13 protein-coding genes are annotated in these 19930 nt (G+C 61.9%); 4 read left to right on the forward strand and 9 right to left on the reverse strand.

All coding sequences use genetic code 11. The features are described 5' to 3' along the window. Positions 1-2 precede the first annotated feature (2 nt). From HY921_09715 to HY921_09735, 5 genes are all read right to left on the reverse strand, one after another. Positions 3-887, reverse strand: coding sequence for a DUF58 domain-containing protein (locus HY921_09715; protein MBI5631145.1), 885 nt, complete (start codon positions 885-887; stop codon positions 3-5). Positions 888-904: 17 nt separating this feature from the next. Next, on the reverse strand, positions 905-1894 hold the full coding sequence (locus tag HY921_09720; protein ID MBI5631146.1) for a MoxR family ATPase: 990 nt from the start codon (positions 1892-1894) through the stop codon (positions 905-907). A gap of 6 nt (positions 1895-1900) precedes the next feature. After that, positions 1901-2494 (reverse strand): HEAT repeat domain-containing protein, encoded by a 594-nt coding sequence (locus HY921_09725; GenBank protein MBI5631147.1) that lies wholly within the window; start codon positions 2492-2494, stop codon positions 1901-1903. Beyond that, positions 2491-3351 (reverse strand): class II glutamine amidotransferase, encoded by an 861-nt coding sequence (locus HY921_09730; protein MBI5631148.1) that lies wholly within the window; start codon positions 3349-3351, stop codon positions 2491-2493. Before HY921_09730 ends, HY921_09725 begins: the two co-directional genes overlap by 4 nt. 276 nt (positions 3352-3627) lie before the next feature. Next, positions 3628-3807 carry a hypothetical protein gene (locus tag HY921_09735; GenBank protein MBI5631149.1) on the reverse strand — a complete coding sequence of 60 codons (180 nt, stop codon included), beginning with the start codon at positions 3805-3807 and terminating at the stop codon, positions 3628-3630. 305 nt (positions 3808-4112) lie between these two features. Here HY921_09735 and HY921_09740 point away from each other — a divergent pair, with 305 nt between their 5' ends. Beyond that, entirely contained in the window at positions 4113-5816 is a 1704-nt protein-coding gene (locus HY921_09740; protein MBI5631150.1) for an OPT/YSL family transporter, read from the forward strand. A gap of 130 nt (positions 5817-5946) precedes the next feature. Then, complete coding sequence (locus HY921_09745) at positions 5947-10818, forward strand: ABC transporter ATP-binding protein (GenBank protein ID MBI5631151.1); 4872 nt, start codon at positions 5947-5949, stop codon at positions 10816-10818. On the opposite strand, the gene HY921_09750 is transcribed toward HY921_09745, so the two are convergent. Continuing rightward, a complete protein-coding gene (locus HY921_09750) occupies positions 10815-12842 on the reverse strand; it encodes a hypothetical protein (protein ID MBI5631152.1) in 2028 nt (675 codons plus the stop codon). The genes HY921_09745 and HY921_09750 overlap by 4 nt on opposite strands. Positions 12843-12996: 154 nt before the next feature. Here HY921_09750 and HY921_09755 point away from each other — a divergent pair, with 154 nt between their 5' ends. Continuing rightward, the gene (locus HY921_09755; GenBank protein ID MBI5631153.1) at positions 12997-15546 is read left to right on the forward strand and encodes a zinc-dependent metalloprotease; all 2550 of its coding nucleotides are present in this window, start codon (positions 12997-12999) and stop codon (positions 15544-15546) included. 56 nt (positions 15547-15602) lie between these two features. After that, positions 15603-16331, forward strand: a complete 729-nt coding sequence (locus HY921_09760; GenBank protein ID MBI5631154.1) for an RDD family protein — start codon at positions 15603-15605, stop codon at positions 16329-16331. On the opposite strand, the gene HY921_09765 is transcribed toward HY921_09760, so the two are convergent. From HY921_09765 to HY921_09775, 3 genes are read right to left on the reverse strand one after another with little or no spacing between them, the layout of a single operon-like run. Then, positions 16328-17914, reverse strand: coding sequence for a glycosyltransferase family 39 protein (locus tag HY921_09765; GenBank protein ID MBI5631155.1), 1587 nt, complete (start codon positions 17912-17914; stop codon positions 16328-16330). The genes HY921_09760 and HY921_09765 overlap by 4 nt on opposite strands. Then, positions 17911-18942: a zinc-binding dehydrogenase gene (locus tag HY921_09770; GenBank protein MBI5631156.1), complete on the reverse strand. Its 1032-nt coding sequence runs from the start codon at positions 18940-18942 to the stop codon at positions 17911-17913. The genes HY921_09765 and HY921_09770 overlap by 4 nt, the downstream gene beginning before the upstream one ends. A 57-nt stretch (positions 18943-18999) precedes the next feature. Next, positions 19000-19929 carry a hypothetical protein gene (locus HY921_09775; GenBank protein MBI5631157.1) on the reverse strand — a complete coding sequence of 310 codons (930 nt, stop codon included), beginning with the start codon at positions 19927-19929 and terminating at the stop codon, positions 19000-19002. Between the last annotated feature and the right edge of the window lies 1 nt (position 19930).

Raw genomic sequence — 19930 nt, forward strand, 5'->3', positions numbered from 1 at the left:
TCTCAATGCCTGAGCCTCTTTTGCCGTTCCCGAAAAAATCGTATCACCGGCTCTATGTAGGACCTGTCCGTCCCGATCTCGATGTCGTCGAGGCCGTAAAGCCGGAAGGTCTGCTTCAAGCTCTTGATCCGGGCGCTTTCAAGGCCTGCGTGAGACTCGCGCAGGTCCTCCCGGCCCGCGTCCCACAGCGCGCGCTCCCCGGACTCGGGGTCTTGCAGGTTGAGAACGGCGTTCACCCGGGGCAGGCTTGCCTCCAGGGGATCGCGTATGAGCACCGGCACCACGTCGTGCTTCAAGGCCGCCATCTTGAGGGATTTCTCGAAGCCTTGGTCCCGGAAGTCCGAGATGAGAAACAGGATGCAGCGGCGCTTTAAGACCCGGTTGATCCGGTCAAGGGCCGCCTGGATGCGGGTCCCCCGGCGCTCCGGGGCGAAGGCCAGGACATCCCGGATAAGGTGCAGGACATGGCGCCGCCCCTTCTTGGGAGGCACGTATTCCTCGATCTCGTCGGTGAACAGGAAGAGCCCCACCTTGTCGTTGTTCTGCAGGGCCGAGAAGGCCAGGACCGCGGAGAGCTCGGCCGCGGTCTCGTTCTTGAGCCGTTGGGCGCTGCCGAAGTACTGCGACCCGGAGAGGTCGCAGGCGACCGCCACGGTGAGCTCTCGCTCCTCGGTGTACTGGCGCACGAAGGGCCTGCCGGTGCGCGCGGTCACGTTCCAGTCTATGGCGCGGATGTCGTCTCCCGGGGAGTACTCGCGCACCTCCTGGAACTCCATGCCCCGGCCCTTGAACACGCTTTGGTATTCCCCCGCGAAGGTCTCGCTCACCAGGCGCCCGGTCAATATCTCGATGCGCCTGACTTGGCTGAGGATTTCCCGGGAGATCATGGCGGCGCCGCGGCTTTTTAAGGAACTTCGATGGTCTCGAACAAAGTCTGGATGATGTTCTCCGAGGAGAGATTCTCGGCCTCGGCCTCGTAGCTCACGAGTATGCGGTGGCGCAGCACGTCCGGGCCGATGGACTTGACGTCCTCGGGGGTGACGTAGCCTCGTCCGTTCAAGAACGCGTAGGCCTTGGAGGCCATGGCCAAGGCGATGGTGGCCCGGGGGCTGGCACCGTACGAGATAAGGCTCTTGAGGGAATTCAGCCTGTAATTCTGCGGCTGGCGCGTGGCGAATACCAGATCCAGGATGTAGTTCTTGATCTTCTCGTCCACGTAGATCTGGGAGACGGTCTCGCGGGCCTTCAGGATTTGCTGGGGCGAGACGGCCTTTTCCGGGACCGGGACGTGGGCCGCGGTCATGCGCTCCAGGATCGCCTTCTCCTCGACTATGGTCGGATAGGAGATCTTGAGCTTGAGCATGAAGCGGTCCACCTGGGCCTCTGGCAGGGGGTAGGTCCCCTCCTGCTCGATGGGGTTCTGGGTGGCCAGGACCAGGAAGAGCTCGGGCAAGGGGTAAGTGGAGTTTCCGATGGTGACGTGGCGCTCCTGCATGGCCTCCAGAAGCGCGCTCTGGACCTTGGCCGGGGCCCGGTTGATCTCATCGGCGAGCACGAGGTTGGAAAACAGCGGTCCCTTGCGCACCGAGAACTGCGAGTCCTTGGGATTGAAGATCAAGGTCCCCGTAAGATCCGCGGGCAAAAGGTCGGGGGTGAATTGGATGCGCGAGAACTCCGCGTCAACGGCCTGCGCCAAGGTCTTGATGGTGAGGGTCTTGGCCAGGCCCGGCACCCCCTCGAGCAATATGTGCCCGTTGGCGAGGAGCCCGATCAGGATGCGATCCACGGCCTCCTCCTGGCCCACGATCACCCGAGCCATTTCGCGCTTCAAGACCGCCACGAACGAGCTTTCCTGAGTCACCTTCTGGTTGATTTCCTTGATGCCTGGTTCCATAAGCGTTTATCGCTTCTTGGCGGCTTCCGCCTGCCGCCGGCGAATCTCCTCCTCGTGCTTCTGCCGGGCCAGCTCGATCTCGGCGGCCCGTTTATCCTGCAGGCTGTTCAAAGTCTTCAAGGCTTGGACCCTTACCGATTCATCCGGGTCCCGGCTGGCCTCGGTGATGGCCGAGGCCGTGGCGTAATTGCCCAGCTGATCCAAGGATTGCAGGACCGCGATGCGCACCTCGGCCTCGCGGTCCCTCAAGGCCCAGACCAGGTTCTGGGCCACGTCCTGGGTGTTGCGGGCGGCCAGTAGCTTGGCCACCTTGATGCGCACCTGGGCCTCCTGGTCCTTGCGGAGCTTCTCGAAAAGGAGGGGATAGGCTTGGGGCGAGCGCATCTTGTCGAGCAGAAGCAAAGCCTCCCAGCGCACCGCGGGATCGGAGTCGTTGGCCGACTTTATGATTTTCTGCTGCTCTTCCTCGTTGATCACGGGAAGCGGCTCCTGGAGGATGGGCGGGGGTGGGGGCGGGGGCGGCAGGGGCTTGGGCCGCATCTGGCGGAAGGCGAAGAAGCCCGCCACGATGAAGATGACGAAGCTTATTAGGTATTTCATAGATTCTTTGGAATTGACGCGGGAACCTCCAGTCCGGCTGGGATTCTCTCCAGCCGGACCACACCGCCCGCGATCTCCGCGCTCAGGATTTCCGGGGGATTAAATCGCGTCCAGCTGTCCCCCCGGTCGAGGTTCTCGCTGGAGATAAGCGCCATGTTCCCCCGCTGGGCGAAGCTCATGACGCTCCAGGGCTGGTCCGGGTTGTACACCCCGAAGGTCGTGCTGGGGCGCGAGCCGTGGCAGAAGGCGTAGAGCCGGCGGCCGTCGCTTAGCACCGCGTTCAAGGTGGTGTAGGGTCCCTTCTTGTCGGGGTGCGCGCCGCGGCATTTCTCCCACAGCTCCCAGTTCTCCTTGACGCATGACCGGAGTGCCGCGATCGGGTCCTTGGTTTTCCGGTAGAATTTGATGAACTGCCAAAAATAAACCTCGCTGTCGTTTAATGACTTGAGGTTTTGGGCCAGGCTCCCCAGATTCTCCGTCACTTCTCCCGGTATGTTCAAGGTCCCGTTATGGGCGAAAAGCCACTCCCCGTCCGTGAAGGGCTGGGAGTTGGCCTCGCTTAGGAGCTCGCTTTCCGGAAGGTCTCGGGGATTGGAGGCGGCGCGGATGTGGCCTATGACGATCTTCGCGGCGGGCCGAGCGGCACGGGAGAAGAGCTCTTTTTCCATGAAAGCCGGTTTCGGGCTTTTCGACACCACGGGCTCGTTTTTGTTCCCGAAATAGCCGATCCCCCAGCCGTCCTTTTGAAGGTTGTCCTTGTTGAAATCGCTTTGCCGAAGCAAGGAAAACTCGGATTCCACCAGGTGCGGAGTGGCGCTCGTTGGAGAGGGAGAAATTTGAGCGAAAAGCCGGCACATTTCACCTCATTAAAACAAATTGTCGAGTCAAGGTTCAACGAAGTAGGCCTTGAGGCCTAGAAAAGGCCTGGGCCATTTTCCTTTTCGGCTTGGGTCTTTAGTCCCTCGCGGATTCCGGCCGCTTCCTTAACAATTAGAGACATGCTGATAAAAAGAATCCTCTCCCTTTTATGTTTGTTCTGCCTCGTCCTTTCCTCTCCCAGCTTCCAATCGTATCAAGCCTGGGCGGGGGTTTTAAATGCCGTGGAAAGGCCGGCCGGCCGTTTGGAAATCGTTTCATTCGTGATTCCCGGCGCGCGCTCGGCTGACGCTTCCATCGTGCCGGCTGTAAGCGGAGAGGCTCTGGCGGCCGCCAAGAGGCAGGCCTCCGGATCCCGCTGGCAACGTTTCCCCTCCGGGCTTGTCGCGCCGGCATCCCGATTCGGCGCGCATGGCGCGGACGCGCCGCGGGTCCATATTGAGAGCCCTCGGCTTGCCTTGCCCGGTTCGGTTCGGGATGCAAGGGCGGATCGGGTGGCGGCCTACTTTTATTGGATGCGTCCGTGGGGGTCTCTCGAGAGAGCTTGCGGAGCGCTCCCCTGTCGTCCCAAGTCCTTCAAGGCAGGAAATCCTTTGATGAGCAAGAGGCCGCCATCGCGTCGAGCTGGGGAGTGCCTTTGCTGGAGGAGATGAGTCCTCCCTCCCCAACCGCCGTTCTGGCGAGATCCAGAGGTCACCCATCCCCGGATTCTGGGCGCTCGATCGCGGCGAAGGATCTTCCGGTGGTTAAAGCGGGGGCCGAGGCTGGCGGAGACGACCGATTCACGCCCACCATGCTCCTGAGCATTGTCGCGATTTCTTTGGTCGTCTCGGCCAGCTACCCTTACATGCTCCTTAAAATGGGCATGGGCCCGTCGGTCAACGCCCTGTCCGGGGTCCTGGCCTTCCTCTTGCTCAAGGCGATCGGCCAGAGGCGCTTTAGCGCCAGGGCCAACAATCTCGTCCAGACCGCGGCCTCGAGCGCGGCCACGGCCGCCTTCATGAGCGTGCCCTTGGTGGCCATGGACCAGATGGGATTCGTCCTGGATCCGGTGAGGACTTTCTTATGGGCCAATACCACCACGGCTCTCGGCGTGCTCATGGCGGCCCCCCTCATGCGCCACTATATAGAAGTAGAGAAACTCAAATTCCCATCGGGAGAAGCGACCGCCCAAACCTTGATCAGCCTCGAGGACCCCAATGGCCCCGGCAGGGCCAGGGCCATGACCGTCGGGGTTTTCGGCGTCGCGTCCATGACCTTGGGTTTTCTGAAGGACGGGCTCGATAAAATCCCCGGGGCTTTCTTTGCGACCCCCTACGGCTTGGGCCTTGAGTTCTCCCCCATGCTCGCGGGTTCGGGCATGCTCATGGGCTTGCGCAATGCCCTATGGATGCTGGGCGCCTCGCTGCTCTTTTGGGGCGCTATCGCCCCCCTGATGATTCATGCGGGGATGGGAATGCCCGTGGCCGAGGTCTTCCACCTTCAGGACCTTCTAGCCCAGGGGAAGTATTTCGCGGTCCTGACGAAATGGACTCTTTGGCCCGCGGTCGCGTTCATGGTCGCCAACGGCTTGGCTTCTTTGGCTTTAAACTGGAAATTGATCATGAACTCCTTTCATTCCTTGACCAGCTTGCACCGCAGCGACATTCCCCTCAAGCCGCTCCTCATCGGCGTGGCCGCGCTAGTCCTTCTTCATGGAGCGGTCCAATATTCCCTGATGGGGATCAGCCCGATTCTCACCATTGTTTCCGTGGCGCTGGCCTTTCCTCTCATGCTCATTTGCATCAAAGCCACCGGCGAAACGGACCTGACCCCGGTGTCGGTGATGGGTTCGGCCACTCAGGCGGCTTTCGCGGGCATCTCTCCCGGAAGCGTGGCGACCAGCCTGACCACCGCGGCCAGCACGGCCGGGATCGCCGCCTCCGCCGGCGATTTGGCCAACGACTTCAAAACCGGGCATATCCTTGGTTCTTCCCGAAAGAAAATGCTCGTGGCCCAACTCATTGGGATTCCCATCGGGGGCCTCGTCCTCTCCATAGTTTATCCCATGCTCAAGGCCGTCTACGGATTCGGCCCCGAGGGCCTGGTTTCCCCCATGTCCCAGAAATGGGTGGCCTTCGCCGAGATTCTAAACCGCGGCCTGGGCGCTCTCCCGCCGGAATTGGGCCCGGTCGTGGCGGTCGCCGCCGTGGCGGGAGTGATGCTGAGCCTTCTTGAAAGACGCTGGCCCAATGCCGCCCCTTCGGGCATTGTCTTGGGCCTGGCTCTCCTTCTTCCCGGCCAGATGATGGCGACCGCGGCTCTGGGAGCCGCGGTCGCCTGGCTTGCGGCCAGAGCCATGAAAGGCGACGGCGAGGGCGTGAAGGCCGTGGGCTCCGGCCTCATCATCGGCGAGGCTCTCGCGGCGGTTTTGATCTCCGGACTCAAGTTCTTTAAATTGCTATGAACGCTCGTAGGCATAAAAGCCCATGATCGTCTAGGACCTTTGGCGGGAGAGGTCTAGGCCCAATAGCCCTGTGAGGCTTGGGAAAATCAAAATAAAATACCGTAAGCCCGACTATATCATGAGGACAGCGATGCTCCACCGCAAAATCGTAGCTAGCCTTCTCTCATTCTCTTTGGTTTTTTGCTCGGCCCAGCCCGGTCTGGCGGCTCCCGGCGTTTTCAAGGGCGCTCCCAATAAAGGCGGCGCCAGGGTCTCCCCCATAGCGCTGTCCTTGGCCATTCCCCATCCCGGACTGCCGGAAGCAGGCCTCGCCGATCTCATGGAGGGTACGGCCGTAACCTTGGGACCTGGCCTGCCGCTTTCTTGGCACGGAACCGCGGGCTCCGCCCGGACTCTCGATGCCGCGCGCAATGCTGGGGTCAAGGCGGCGTTTTCCGTTTCTCACGCCGCGGCCCTGGGCTCGGCAGCCGCGTACGCGGTCCTGTCCGGAATCGCCTGGACCATTCCCTCCTCTAAAAAGATGGGGGCAAGTCCGGTCCAGGACGGAGCGCTCCTGTCCGAGCGCTATGATGCCGTCGCGCGGGTTCGGCGCGCGTCCGAGGCCGGAGATCCTCCGGCCTCGGCGTCCGCTCCTTTAAACGCCGCCGCTCCCGTTCGCGGCCCGACTCTAGCCAAGCCGCATCTGCAGCCATCTTCCCGCGCAAGCCAACCGCGAGCCGTCGCCGCCGAGCCTCTGTTGGCCGGGGCAGGGCTTGAGACCAGCGCCCTCGGCCAATTGGGCGCTGGAATAGTCAGCGCGGGCTTGGCCGCGGCCCTCTACGCGGCCGGGGTGGCGGTATTGCCCTCCTACGCGATCCTTCCGGCGCCTTCTCTTGCGGATGTTTTCTCCTATGCCTTACTCAGCACCGCCGCCTTCGGCGGGGCCGCCTCGCTCGGCTTCGGGGTCTTGGGCCTGCGCGTGGCCCTTTCCACTTGGAGAGAGATCAACGGCGACGCCGCCGCGAGCTCCCGCCCTCTTGCGACGCGGCTCTGGCAGGCCTTGAGCGCTCCCGTGGCCTGGCCCGAGGGCCCGGCCACCGAGGTTTACCTCAACCTGTCCGCCCGGACCCGGGACGTCATCAACGCCCACGAGGAAGCGCATCGCCAAGGACACGGCGAGCTCGGGGCTTATTTCAAGCAAGGCTTGGGGCATGTCGAGTATTTGTATGGGGAAACCCGGGATGCAGCCATCGCGGCCGCGCGCGGGATGTGGTCCATCCTTGTCGGCGACCCTGACGTCGGTCATGTGGTGAAGCATTTACGGCCGGCCATTTATCTCTACGCCTTCTTTTTCCTACTGGATTCGCTCTTGGGCATCGGGATTTCGCGCCTGCTCAAGCCCATCCTGGACATGGTCTCCTTGGGCGCGGCCGCCAACACGACCTTGCTGGCCTGGCACACCGGGGCGATCGTTTTCGCCTTGCTCCTGTCCATGGTGGTGCAATGGCTCGAAACCTACCAGGGCCGGCTCGTGGGCCTGCGCGTGACCCGGGAATACCGCGTGTACCTGGCCAAAAAACTCCTTGACATGGAGCTCGGCTTTCACCGCCGCGAGGAGAACAGCCCCGGGTCCTTGAACAGCCGCATGGTGACCGACACGAACAATCTCACCAACAATATAGACAAGGTGCCTCCGGCGATCGTCCATTACGGCGCTTATCTCGCCATCGGCATCCCCCTCATGTGGTCCGTCAGCCCCATGCTGACCTTCTGGGCCGTCCCGGTCCTGGGAACGCTGGGGTTGATCAACGGGATCATAGGGACCGTGGTCCAGAAGCTCTACTATGACAAGTCCACGGCCATCGCCAAGGTCCGCGACTCGCTCCTCGAATCATTTCAGAACCTGCGGGTGGTCAAAGCGAGCTCCGCAGAGGGCTTCGAGGAAAAGCGCTTGGCCCAAGGGGCCAACGCCGATTTGCTGTCTTTCAACCGCCAAGAGGCCGTGGTCTGGGCCAATTACCAGCTTTTAAGCGGGATCGGGGGCTTCATCTCCGGAAGCTTCCTCATCATAGTGGGCGGGGGCATGATGGGGTTCTCCTTCGGAGACACCCTCACTTTGAGCCTTATCGCGGGCTTTGTCTATGCGGGCTTCAGCGGCGTGGCAAGGCAAATCATCGAATGGGTCAAGAACCGAGCCGGCACCCGAACGATTCGGAAAATGATGCTGCGGCGGTCCGAGGACCGGGACGACCCCGACGCCGAGCCCTTGACCCAGGTCCGCGGCCACATCCGCGTCCGGAATTTGACCTTCGCCTATCCCAAGCGGCAGCCCGGAGACCCTGAGGTCAACGTCCTGGACAACCTTTCGTTCGAGGTCCAGCCGGGCCAGACCGCGGCCTTGGCCGGAGACACCGGCTCGGGCAAGAGCACGATCGCGGCAATCCTAATGAAGCTTTGGCCCCTCAATCGCGGCACGCCCATGGGAACCGTGACCGTGGACGGCCGGGACATTCGCAAGATTACCACGGAGAGCCTCAAGCGGAATATCGCCTTCGTTCCCCAGGAGCCCGAGCTTTTCGAGGGCAGCCTGTACGACAATCTCGTCTATGGAAGCGAGGGCGTTTCCCGTGAAAAGCTCGAGGAGGTGATTGACTCCGTGGGGGCGCGCTTCATCCATGAGGTCGGGCTCGACTCCGAGGTCAAGGCCGGCGGCAAGACCTTCTCCGGAGGCCAGCAGGCCCTCATCACCATCATCCGGGCCTTGCTGAGGGACCCCCGGGTCCTCATCATAGACGAGCCTACGGCGAACCTCGATACCATCTCTGAAAACGAGGTGTTCCGGACCATAGAGACGCTGCGCCAGAAGCGCAAGGATTTGGCCATCATCGTGATCGCGCATCGTCTCTCCACGATCCGCAACGCCGACAACATCATCGTGCTGGGAAAGGGCCGGGTCATGGAAAGCGGCACGCATGACGAGCTGTTGGCGCGAGGCGGCGAATACTCGATGCTCTGGGAGAAGGGCGGCTACGGAAAATCTTCCAAGGAATCCGTTCAGGAAGAAGAGAAGGAAGCCCCGCTCGCCGCGGCCGACTCTGCGCCCGATGAGAAGAAGGAAGAGGCGCAGGTCGAGGAACACCGGCCGGGATTCATCGAGCGCGTCCGGGATGGTTTTCACCGGCTTCAGAGCCAGTGGCTGGAATACAAGCGCGGCGACCCCGTCCTCCAGCCCATTCTCGCCAAGCACCGCCGCGAAATGAGGATCGCGAGCTGGGCCATGGCCGCGAGCGGCGTGTTGGCTCTGGTCAAAACTTTTCTCCTAAGGGACTTCATAGACGCCGCGCTGCGTTCGGGAGGCCTGACGGCTTCCCCCGAAAGCCTGGCGTTGGGTCTGTTGATAACGGCCCTTTCCGTCGTCAACATCATCCTGACTCGCCAGACCGAGATACTGTTGGGAGGGGTTTCCTGGATACGCGCCGGCGCTCTTCGGGCCGCCGTTTACTCCGAGGTGGTCCAGAAGCTCCAAGCCGTGGTGCTCCGCAACAATATGGCTTTTCACATGAAGCACGCTTCCGGCGAGCTCGTGACCCAGGTCGCCGAGGCCTCTGGAAGCCTGGTGGACAAGAATTTGCACATGAGGGTGCCTTTGGCGCAAAACGTCATCGTGGGCGCTATAGGCGCGGCGGCCATGTTCTGGCTTTATCCCCTGTTCAGCCTCGTGACCTTCTTTGGAATTGTGGCTATCGGCGTGGCCGAGGGAAGCTTTGAGCAGAAATTCGAGAAGATATACGCCGCTTTCAACAAATTGCGGGCGGGTTTGGGCCGTTTTACTACAGAGACTTTTACGAACATACAGACTATCAGGATTTTCGGCACGGAGAAAGCCGAGTCCCGGAAATTCGAGGCCCGGGCCATCGCTGTGGAGGAGGCGGCGGCCAAGGACGCAAGCCCCATGGCCACCACGGGCGTCCTGGAGGGCGCGGTCACCAATTTGTTCGTTGAGACCTTCCCTTATATCTTGGGGGTTTGGGCCATGGTCTGGGGACTGGTGCACGGGGTTTCCGCGGGCTCTCTTTATCAAATGGTGCTTTTAGCCGGGGCCACCAAGGCGGCCGTGGGTTGGCTTTCAAAGACCTACCAGGAATTCGGCAGCAGCAAGGGCGAGACGGAGGATCTCGTCCAGTGGCTAGGCTCCGCGTCGGACGCCGAGCGCCAGGAAGGCCAGGAGGATTTGCCCCCCCGGCTTCGGGGCGAGATTCGATTCGAGAACGTGAGCTTCGAGTATCCCCCCCGCAAAGGAGAGAAGGCCGGCGGCGGAGTCGAGAACATCTCCTTCGGGGTTCCCGCGGGCTCCAAGGTCGCTATCGTGGGGCGAAAGGGTGCCGGCAAGAGCACGATCATTGATCTCCTCTTGGGATTCCATAGGCCGAGCGGCGGGACGATCCGGCTAGATGCCCACGACATCGCGAAGGCCACTCCCGAGAGCTTGAGGCGGGACATCGCCCTTATACCTCAGGACGCGGAGCTCTTCACCCTGACCATCGGTGAGAACATCGCCTATCCCGCGGACGGGCCCATAGACCAGGCTCGTCTCGATTTCGCCGTGCGCGCCGCGCGCGTGGACGAGTTTGTTTACGACAAGACGCGCTTTCCGAGCGGCCTTGACACCCCCGTAGTGGCCGGAGGCCGGACCTTGTCCAAGGGGCAGAGGCAGAGGGTTTTCCTCGCGCGCGCCATTTACAGCAACGCCCGCATCCTCCTTATAGACGAGGCCACGTCGGGCTTGGACAAGAAGAACGAGGAATTGGTCAAGGCCGCCATTGACGGCTTGCGAAACCTCGACGGGACCCAGCCCACCCGCATTATCGTGGCCCACAACTTGCCCACCGTGGAGGACGCCGAAAAGATCGTGGTCATAGACTACAACAAGGCCACGGGGAAAGGCTTCGTGTCCAACGTGGGCCCCCACCAGGACTTGATGCGGAGAGACGCCCTCTACCGCAGGCTCTACAGCGCGTTCTAAGCCGACGCCTTGTCGAGCTTCGCCCTGAGGAGAAGGGCGAATATCCCGAGGGGGATGAGGCCTGCCGCCAGGACCATGAAGGGCGCGTAGCCAGAGAGCCCCGAGAAGGCCGCCACGGGGTGGAGCCCGAAGGGGAGTTTCCCCGTGAAGAGGAACTTGAGCCCCAGAAGCCCCACTGTGCTGACGGCGAGAGAGGCGGCACCCATGAACCCCATGGCTTTGACGAGGTGCTCCTCCGAGGTCCGGAGCTGGAAAAAGGTGTGGATCTTGAGGGTCGCCACCACCTGCGCTATCCCGAAAGGAACGAGGACGAGTGCCGCCGCGGTGAGGCCCTTGGCCCAAGACAAGAATCCCGGAAGATTTACAAGCTCCCCCAAGGTCGGAAGGGGCACGGCCATGACGGCCAAGGCCGCCAAGGCGGCGGTCGCCCAGAGCATCCATTGGAGCATGGATTTTCTCATGTGCTCCTCCACGACTTCGGGAGAAGCTCTAGCTCTCCCCAGTTCGCGCTCCATTTTTCTCTGCTGGGCCAGCATTATGAGGCCCCCGATGAGCCCCCCCAGGCTGTAGAGCCCGGTCATGAGCCCGTACACCCCGGCGGCGAGCTCCGGTTGGGCGGGGGTCGCCACGAGCATACCGTAGGCCGGGGCGAGCACGGTATAAAGGAAGGGGTTCAGCATCATGAACGTCGTGTAGGCGAGGAATGCCAGCCTCAGGACCGGATCGTTCCAGACCAGCCGCGCGCCCTCCGCGATTTTTTTGAAGAATTGACGAAGGAGGGCGGCAAAGCCGCCCTGGGAAAGATGTTTTTCCTTTCCTTTCGGGATTTCTACGGCAGCTCGCCCAGCGCTTGCCTCTTCCGATGGCAACCGCAAGGTGAATGCCATGATTGCGATGGACAGCCCGAAGGTCACGGGGAAGGCGGCTAGGGCCGGGATGAACCCGGCCTGGGCCACCAAGGCCCCGGTGGCGATGGGGCCGAGGGTTCCCATGGTCTCGAGCAAAGTCTGCTTCCAGGCCTCGAAGGTCTCGAGCTTGTCCGGGTTGCGCTTGAGCATGGCCGCGGGGATGCTGTTCTCGGCGGTGAGGGAAATCCCCCCCAAGAGCCCGTTTAGGGCGTAGAAGGCGGCCAAGAGCGGTACGCTCATGTGTCCCGTGGCGAGCAAAGCCGAAAGAGTGGAGCTCGAGACGAGCTTGATGGCAAGCGCCCCGAGATAGGTCCCCTTGAGCCCGAATTTCTCGACAACAAGGGGTCCGAGTATCCTCCCGGCGATGCTCGTAAGAGACGAGACGATGGCGATGTCGGCCACCACCGAGAAATCCCCGAAGGTCTTCTGCAGGAGGGCGGGCATGGCCGAGCCCAGGGCCTCGATCCCGATCTGGGCCGTGACCAAGGAGGCGATGAAGAAAACCGCGGCGCTTCCGAGGCTTAGAAGCCCCGCGCCTGACTTGGTCTTGGGCGCAGGGTCGGCGGCCGCCGCGGCCGGGGCTTTTACCTCCCTTTTCTCGGCCCCCCGGCTTTCCTCGGAGAAAGCGGCCAAGGTCCGGCTGCGCGCGCCCATGGAATCGGAGGCAGGGCCGGCACCATGCGCTTCCACGGAGGCGGCGCTTTCATAGGAAGGTGCTTCCGCCTCCGCAACGCGGGGCGCGAAGGCGCGCTGGAGCTGACGGAACTGCCGGCCCACGGAGCGCGCCCGGCCCAGGCGGCCCATGGCCTCTATGGCCTCGAACGGGGCCATGATCGCCGCTTCCTGGGCGGCGGTAAGCCGCGGGGCGCGAAAGGCCGCGGTCAGCGCCGTGGTTTGGCCAGCGCCCGCGCGCATGTCGCGCGGCATGGCTGGAGCGGGCATACCGTGGGCTGAAACGGACGGCGTCGGCGCGGATTTCCCAGGCTCCCCGCCAAACAAGCCCCTCCAAGACGCGGCCGAGGCCTGAAGGCCGAGGGAAGAGAGAAGCACGGATTGGACGAGAAGGACGGCTAAAATTCGAGTGCCCCGATTCCGCGCGCCTTTAATAATCTTCATGATCCGAATTATGGCATAGGCTAAAACCCCCCGCCGGGTCCTTGGGCCTACTTTTGCGCCGGCAAAGGGCCTAGGTCCGGTTGGGGCGAAAGGCCCAAAAAGGATGGGACTTAGGACCCTGTCTTGGGCCTGGAACTTCCTGTATCCTAAGGGCATGAAAATTTTGTTGAGCCTCGTCGCCTTGATCCAAGCCAATATTTTATGGGCGGAAGGGATCCGATTTTTAGAGCCTTTAGCTCGATCGGCCGGAACCGATGTCGAAGCCGTTAAAAAGAATCTGGACCAAGCCCCCCCAGTCCCGGGCTCTCCGGCGGAGCTCTTCGTCCTCAAGGACGTCGGAGACGGCAAATACCAGCTTGAGATCAAGGAGAGCCAACTGGAAAAGGATTTCCTGCTTTCCGCCACGTTGGAAAAGGGCACGGCTGAAGAATGGTTTTTCACAGGCGTGCCTCTCAACACCTATCTGTGGTATTTCCGTCAGATCCCGGGCTCGAAGGTCCAATTTATCCGCCGCAACACCGCCTACAGGGCCTCGGCCGGCACCCCGGAGGAGAAAGCCGTCCAAAATTCCTTTTCCGACTCCATCATAGCCACGTTGCCTATTCTCGCAAAGGACAGCGCCAGGAAAACTCTGACTTTATCCGCCAATGAGCTTTTCCTCGCGGACCTGGAGGACCTCGCCGGCGCTCTGGAAGCGCAGTATGGGAAGGTTATGCTCTCCAACAAGGACTCATTTATCCAAAAACTTCTCGCTTTCCCCAAGAACCTGGAAGCCTCGGTCCAGCTTAATTTCAAGGGGGCAGGGGGAGGCTCGAAGACCTTGCCGGATGCTCGCACCATCACGATTTTACTCCATTACAGCCTGGCGGTCCTGCCCGAGCCAAGCGCCTACCAAATCAGGCGCTCGGACTCCCGGGTCGGCTATTTCACCACCAGCTACCAGAATTTCAGCGACCCCGACCTCAAGAACAGCGTCACGCCCCAGACCAATCTCATCCATCGCTGGAATCTGCGCAAAAAGGACCCTCCGGCCCCGGTTTCGGAAACGGCCAACCCCATAGTCTTTTGGCTGGAGGAGGCCATACCTCAGGAGTTTCGACCCGCGATCAAGGCCGGGATTTTGGCCTGGAACGAGGCTTTCGAGAGCCTGGGCTTTCGCAATGCCGTCATCGTCAAAGAAGTGGACAAGGACATGAGCCCGGAGGAGCGCCGGACTTTTAATCCGGCCAATGCCGCCTACAACATGGTGCGCTGGTATATGGGGGGCTTCAGCGGCGCCGTGGGTCCCAGCCGGGCCCAGCCCCTCACCGGAGAGATATTGAGCGGCTCCATTTTGGTCAGCGACATCGTGACCCGTTTTTTGTCCGATGAACTGGATCTCGTGGCCCTGGCCGATGGAGCCGGGACGAGAAAAAATCCCCACGAGGGATACATGGTTCAATCCGTGCTCAGCGCCGCGGCTGGGCTGGCCATGCTCGAGGCCAAAGGCCCCGTGTCCGAAGCCGAGAGAAAGCGCTTCAAATATCAGTTCCTGTCCCACATCATGGCCCATGAGATGGGACATGTCCTGGGCCTGCGCCACAATTTCAAAGGAAGCCAGCTTCTTCCCCAAGCCAGGCTGGGCCAAGACGGCGAGCTGACCTCCTCGGTCATGGATTACCTGCCGGTCAATATCGCGGCTCTAGGCAAGACTGAAGGGACCTATTACCAGACAAAGATCGGGCCTTATGACCGCTGGGCCATTGAATACGGCTACTCCGAACTTTCGGGAGACGCCGCCGGCCAAGAGAGGCAGCTTAAAGCCATAGCGGCCAAATCCGGTTATGACTCGCGCCTGGCCTATGGGACCGACGAGGACACCCACGGCATGGACCCGGACACCCAGCGCTTTGACCTTGGCAAAGACACGCTCGCCTTCGCGCATTCGCGTGCCCAACTGGCCCGCGGGCTCTGGCGATCCCTCGCCTCCCTTAAACCCTCTCAGGAGCGCGATTATCCCCAGTTGAGGCGGCTCTTCATGATGGGCTACGCGGAGTACTTTGGGGCGGCCAACGCCGTTCCTCCCCTCATAGGGGGTGTCAGGGCCAGCCGCGTCAAAGCGGGAGAAGGGGGCGCTCCCTTTAAGCCGGTCACGGCCCAAGAGCAAAGGGCGGCCCTCAAATTCCTGGATGAAGAAGTTTTCAAGGCCGAGTCTTTTTCCGTTCCCCCGGAGCTTCTGCTGCGCCTGGGGGTTGAGCAGACGGGAGGTGGGGGCTCATTACCAGTGAATTTGGACGGCATGGTCTTGGGGCTGCAGCAAAACGTGCTTAACAAACTCTACAGCCGGGCAAGTCTTGAGCGCCTGGCCCAGCGGGAGCTTCTGGCCGGAGCCGGCGATCGCCTCTCCCTCCGGGATGTTTTTGAGTTCCTCCGGCGGTCCATTTGGAGAGAGATCGAGGGGCCCAAAGCGGCGGCCATCCCGCTTTTCCGCCGCAATCTCCAGCGCCGGCATCTGGACACCCTCATGGCCGTGATGGACAACCAGTCCCTCCCGGGAGACGCCCGCACCTCCGCGCGAAGCGATCTAAGCCGTTTGCAGTCGGCGGCTGAGAAAGCCCTCAAGGATCCCAAACTGGGCTCCACCGAGCGTGCCCACCTGGAAGACATACTCGGCCGCATAAAAAGGCAGATCTCGAAGCACGAGCGGGCGATCAAAGCGGCATAAGACGGGGTCAAGCGAGATCTTGACCCGCGTTTGTTTACCCTCTATACTGAGAACGCATGCTCGAGCTTCGTCCGGCCAAGATCAGCGACCGCTTCATCGCCTACATCCTGGACGCGGCTCCGTTTGCCTGCGGATATATCCTCCACCGAGTCCCGCTTCTCTGGCTGGGACTGTATTTCTTCTACCAATTCCTAGGCAACTTGCTGGGGGCTACCATCGGCAAGCGCCTGATGGGGCTCCAGGTGCTGAGGCGCGACGGCCAGCCCTTGGGGGTTTTTAGAGCCCTTCTGCGCGCCTTGGGCTACGGGCTGAGCACCCCCTTCTTCAATTTTGGGTTTGTCGTGGCTTTCTTCCAGCCGGAATCCCGCACTTTGCACGATATGATTTCCGGCAGCCTTGTAGTGGAGGCCCGGGCCAAGAATCAAGGCGAGGCCGGGCTCCTTTTCCTGGCGGCAGCACTCCTCATCACGGCTCTTTTCGGCGGGACGATTTACTTATACAAGACCAACCCGACCCTTTCCGACATCCTCGCGGTGGAGAAGGCCCGGGATGGCCTCAAGATCCTGGCCCGGATCGAGGAGGAGTACAAGCGCAGTCATGGGGCCTATACTTCATCTTTGAGCGATCTCGCCCAGGCCAGCGGGGACGTGGAGGAGTTCAAGGCCGCCATGTCGAAGATTTTCGACCCCAACCTGTTCCAGATACAGGCCGGGAATCGGGGCTACCGGCTCTCCGCCGCGGCCAAGGATCGCCGAAAGACCCGCGTCACTCTCGCGGGGCCTTAAAACTCAGCCAAGACCCAGCTTCCGAAAACATCGAGGCGCTTGATGTTTTTGGCGCCGACAAGGCTTATCACATGGGGCGCCTCGAAGCTCCGGAAAACCACGAAGGTCCGGTGTCCGGGAGCGGGAAGGGCGCGCAAGTCGTTGTCGTCGCCGAAGCGCCCGGTGTTTTCGGGGTAGCGCTTGGCGTAGTGGAGCTCGCCTGTCCAATTGACGAGCTTATCCACGGGCCTTCTCGCGTAGAAGGGCAGGCCGTGGAGGTATACCCCGTAGGAGTAGACCTTGTCCTCCGGCCGGGCGCGCTCCGCGACGCTTGCCGCTAAGGAGCGCGCGCTCAGGGTCTCCGCGTTGCGGAGCAACGCGAACAGAGAGAGTCCTCCCGCCAAGAATCCCGCCAAGGCCAAGGCGAGCGCCGGCTCCGATGTCGTGGCGGACCGGAGCAATCCTATTCCCAGCGAGGCTAAAAGCAATCCCGCCAGCGCCGCGTTGAGTCCGGCTAGGCCCGGAACGCAGGCCTTGATGAAAAGTATTGCCAGGGCCGCGGCCAGGAATAGCCCTCCCAGGGCCAGGGAAAGGCGTCTTGCCCAAACTGGCAGAGGTTTTTCAAGGGCCCAGGCCGCCAGAAGAGAGAGCTGCGGGAAAACTGGAAGAATGTAGGTGGCGAGCTTCGACTTGGATGCCGAGAAGAACGCGAAGATCAGCGTGCTCCAAATCGCCAGGGCTAAGGGCGCTCGCTCCCGGCTTTTCCAGACCCGGGTCCAGCCGGCCAAGACGGGCCCAATCCAGGGCAAAAGCCCCGCCGGCAGCACCAGGAAAAAGAAATAGAAAGGGCTGTTACGGTTGTATTTCTCCGTTAGAAATCTCTGGACATGCTGTTCCAAGAAGAAAACTTTAAGAAATCCCGGATGCCGGTGCTCCATGTAAAGAAACCACGGGGCCGCGATTCCTGTGAAAAGTGCTGCGCCCCGTGGAGAAATAAGGCGTTTGCCGTGCTGCCGTAGTTCGGGGAAAAGGATGAGCAGCGCCATCGCCCATGCCGTAGGAAATATTAAGGCGACTAGACCTTTGCTTAAAAACGCCAAGGCCGCGAAAACCCAAGCCAAGGGTGCTGCCCAAGACGCGTCTGCGGGTCTGAGCAGGCACCTTAGTATCATGGCCGAGCACCACAAGAGGAAAACCGTCAAGGGCAGGTCGGGGGTGATGTAGTGGGAGAGGAAAAAATACAAGCCGGAGCTTCCCAGGACCAGCGCGGCCATGATTCCGGTCTGAGGGGAGAAGGCCCAGGAACCTAGCCAGACCAGGCCTAGCATCCCGGCGAGCGAGAGCAGGGCCAGGGGCAGGCGCGCGCTCGCCTCCGAGACGCCGAAAACCTTGTAGGAGGCGGCCCCCAGCCAATACCAAAGCGGGGGCTTTTCCACGTAGTCGAGGTAGTTGAGCCTGGGGGTGGCCCAGTCCCCGGACTCGGCCATCTCGCGTGGGATCTCGGCGTAGCGCGCGTCGTCTACCTCGACAAGAGGGTGGCTTAAGCTCCAAAAAGGGGAGCTCAAGGCGAGCACCAGCAAGACCCAGAGGGAGCGCGGGATCAAATCTTGAGCACGACCTTGCCGAAGTGCTTTTTCTCGGCCAGGTATTCATGGGCCCGCCGAGCCTCTTCCAATGGGAAGACGCGGTCAATCACGGGGATGAGCTTCTTCTCCCCCACCAGGCGCGCCACCTCCCGCATCTCGCGCGAATTGCCCATGGTGGAGCCGAGGATCTGGAGCTGGCGGCCGAAAATATAGCGCAGATCCAAAGTGACGCCGTGTCCGCTCGTGGCCCCGCAGGTGACGAGCCGACCTCCGTTCTTGAGGCTCTTGAGCGCGGCCTCGAAAACGGCCGGGCCCACGTGCTCGAAGGCGATGTCGGCCCTTCGCCCCTCGGTGAGCCTGATGGTTTCCTTTAGGATGTCTCCCGGCGGCGAGTGGATAACGGCCCACGCTCCCAAGGCCTTGGCGCGCGCGAGCTTCTCCTGGGAGGTCGAGACGGCGATTGCCTTAGCGCCGGCGAGCCTCGCTATCTGCACCGCGGCCACCCCCACTCCGCTTCCCGCTCCGAGCACCAGGACGTATTGGCCGGGGCCGCAGCCGCCCACGGTCATGAGCATGCGCCAGGCCGTGAGAAAGGTGAGGGGATAGGCCGCGCCTTCTTCAAAGCTGAGGCTCTCGGGCAGGGGCAAAAGGGCCTGCTCGGGGACGCTCAGCAGCTCCGCGTAGCCCCCCGGCCCCGCTTGCGCGCCGATGATCCCGTACTGGGAGCATAAATTCTCTTCTCCGGCCAGGCAGCGGGGGCATTTAAGGCAGGAGCGCCCAGGGTTTACCGAAACCCTTTGTCCCACGCGGGCCTCGCGGATTGCCGGCCCCAAGGCGACGATTTCCCCCGAGACGTCGCAGCCGAGAATATGCGGCGGCTTGATTTTGTAAGCCGGGATGCCGTCGCGCACCCAAAGGTCCAAATGGTTCAAGGCGCAGGCCCGGACTCTGAGCAGGACTTCTCCCGCGCCCGGCTCGGGGTCGGGAACCTCGGCCGCCTTTAGGACCTCGGGCCCCCCGAAGCTCTCCAGTACCATGGCTCGCATGGGGGCAGTATATAAAATTCAGGCAATTCGGTGACTGTCACCAAATTACGACGACTACTACTCGCCGAATTTTTCCTTGAGGAGACGCAGGAACTTGTCGCGCTCGGATTCGCCGCCGCTGGGAAGGAAGGAGCCTAATTGCCGGGCCATGACGGCCATCTGGGCGCGCAGTTGGGCCGCGGCCGAGGCTTCCTGGATATACTTCCGAAGTTCTTGGGAGCGCTGCTCCAAGGCCTTGAGGAGCTCCGCCCTCTCGGCTTGCAGGGAAGCGATGACTCGCTCTTGGGAAGAGGAGTGCTCGGCCGGGGACTGGGAGAGCTCTCTGGCTTCGGCCTTGAATTCCTTCAGGACTGCGGTTTGTTCGGCCATGCGGCTTTCGAGTCGAGAGAGAGTTTGGCCGAGGCCGGCCTTAAATTCTTCAAATTTCCGCGCGAGACTCGCCAGTTCCGATCCCAGATCCAGCTTGTCCTGGAGGGATCCCCGTTCCTTGGCCAAGGCCATGGCCCCGGCGATCTCGGCCTTGAGCGCGGCCTGCTCCTGCGCCAGAGTGGCCTGGGCGGCGCTCGCGGCCTGGGATTGGGCCTCCCTCTGGCTCAAGGATTCTTTTATTAAGGAGAGCCAGCTTTGGTGCATCTCGTCCAGGCGACGCTCCAAAGCGTCCACGCGCCCCCGGGCGTGGGCCTTGGTCTCCTCGCTTTCCCTCTCCAGTTTCTCGCGCCTGAGCTGGTCGGTGAGGGACTTGAGATGGGTTTCGACCTCTTGGCGTATGGCGTCCTGCTGTTTGAGAAGGTTTTGGGCCGACTGGGCGCGCTCGCGCTCCACCGCCAGCTCCCCCTCCAGGGCCTCCAAGCGCCTTTCCAGGAAGGACATCATCGGGGTCAAGGGCACGTAGGGAGGCTGGGGCGAGATGAGTTCGGCCGGAGGCGGGAGGGGAGGTTGCGATCGAGGTGGTGCCGGGATCTGGGGCTCGTCGCTGGGGTTGGACATG

The organism is Elusimicrobiota bacterium, assembly GCA_016218575.1.
GTDB lineage: Bacteria > Elusimicrobiota > Elusimicrobia > UBA1565 > UBA9628 > JACRDN01.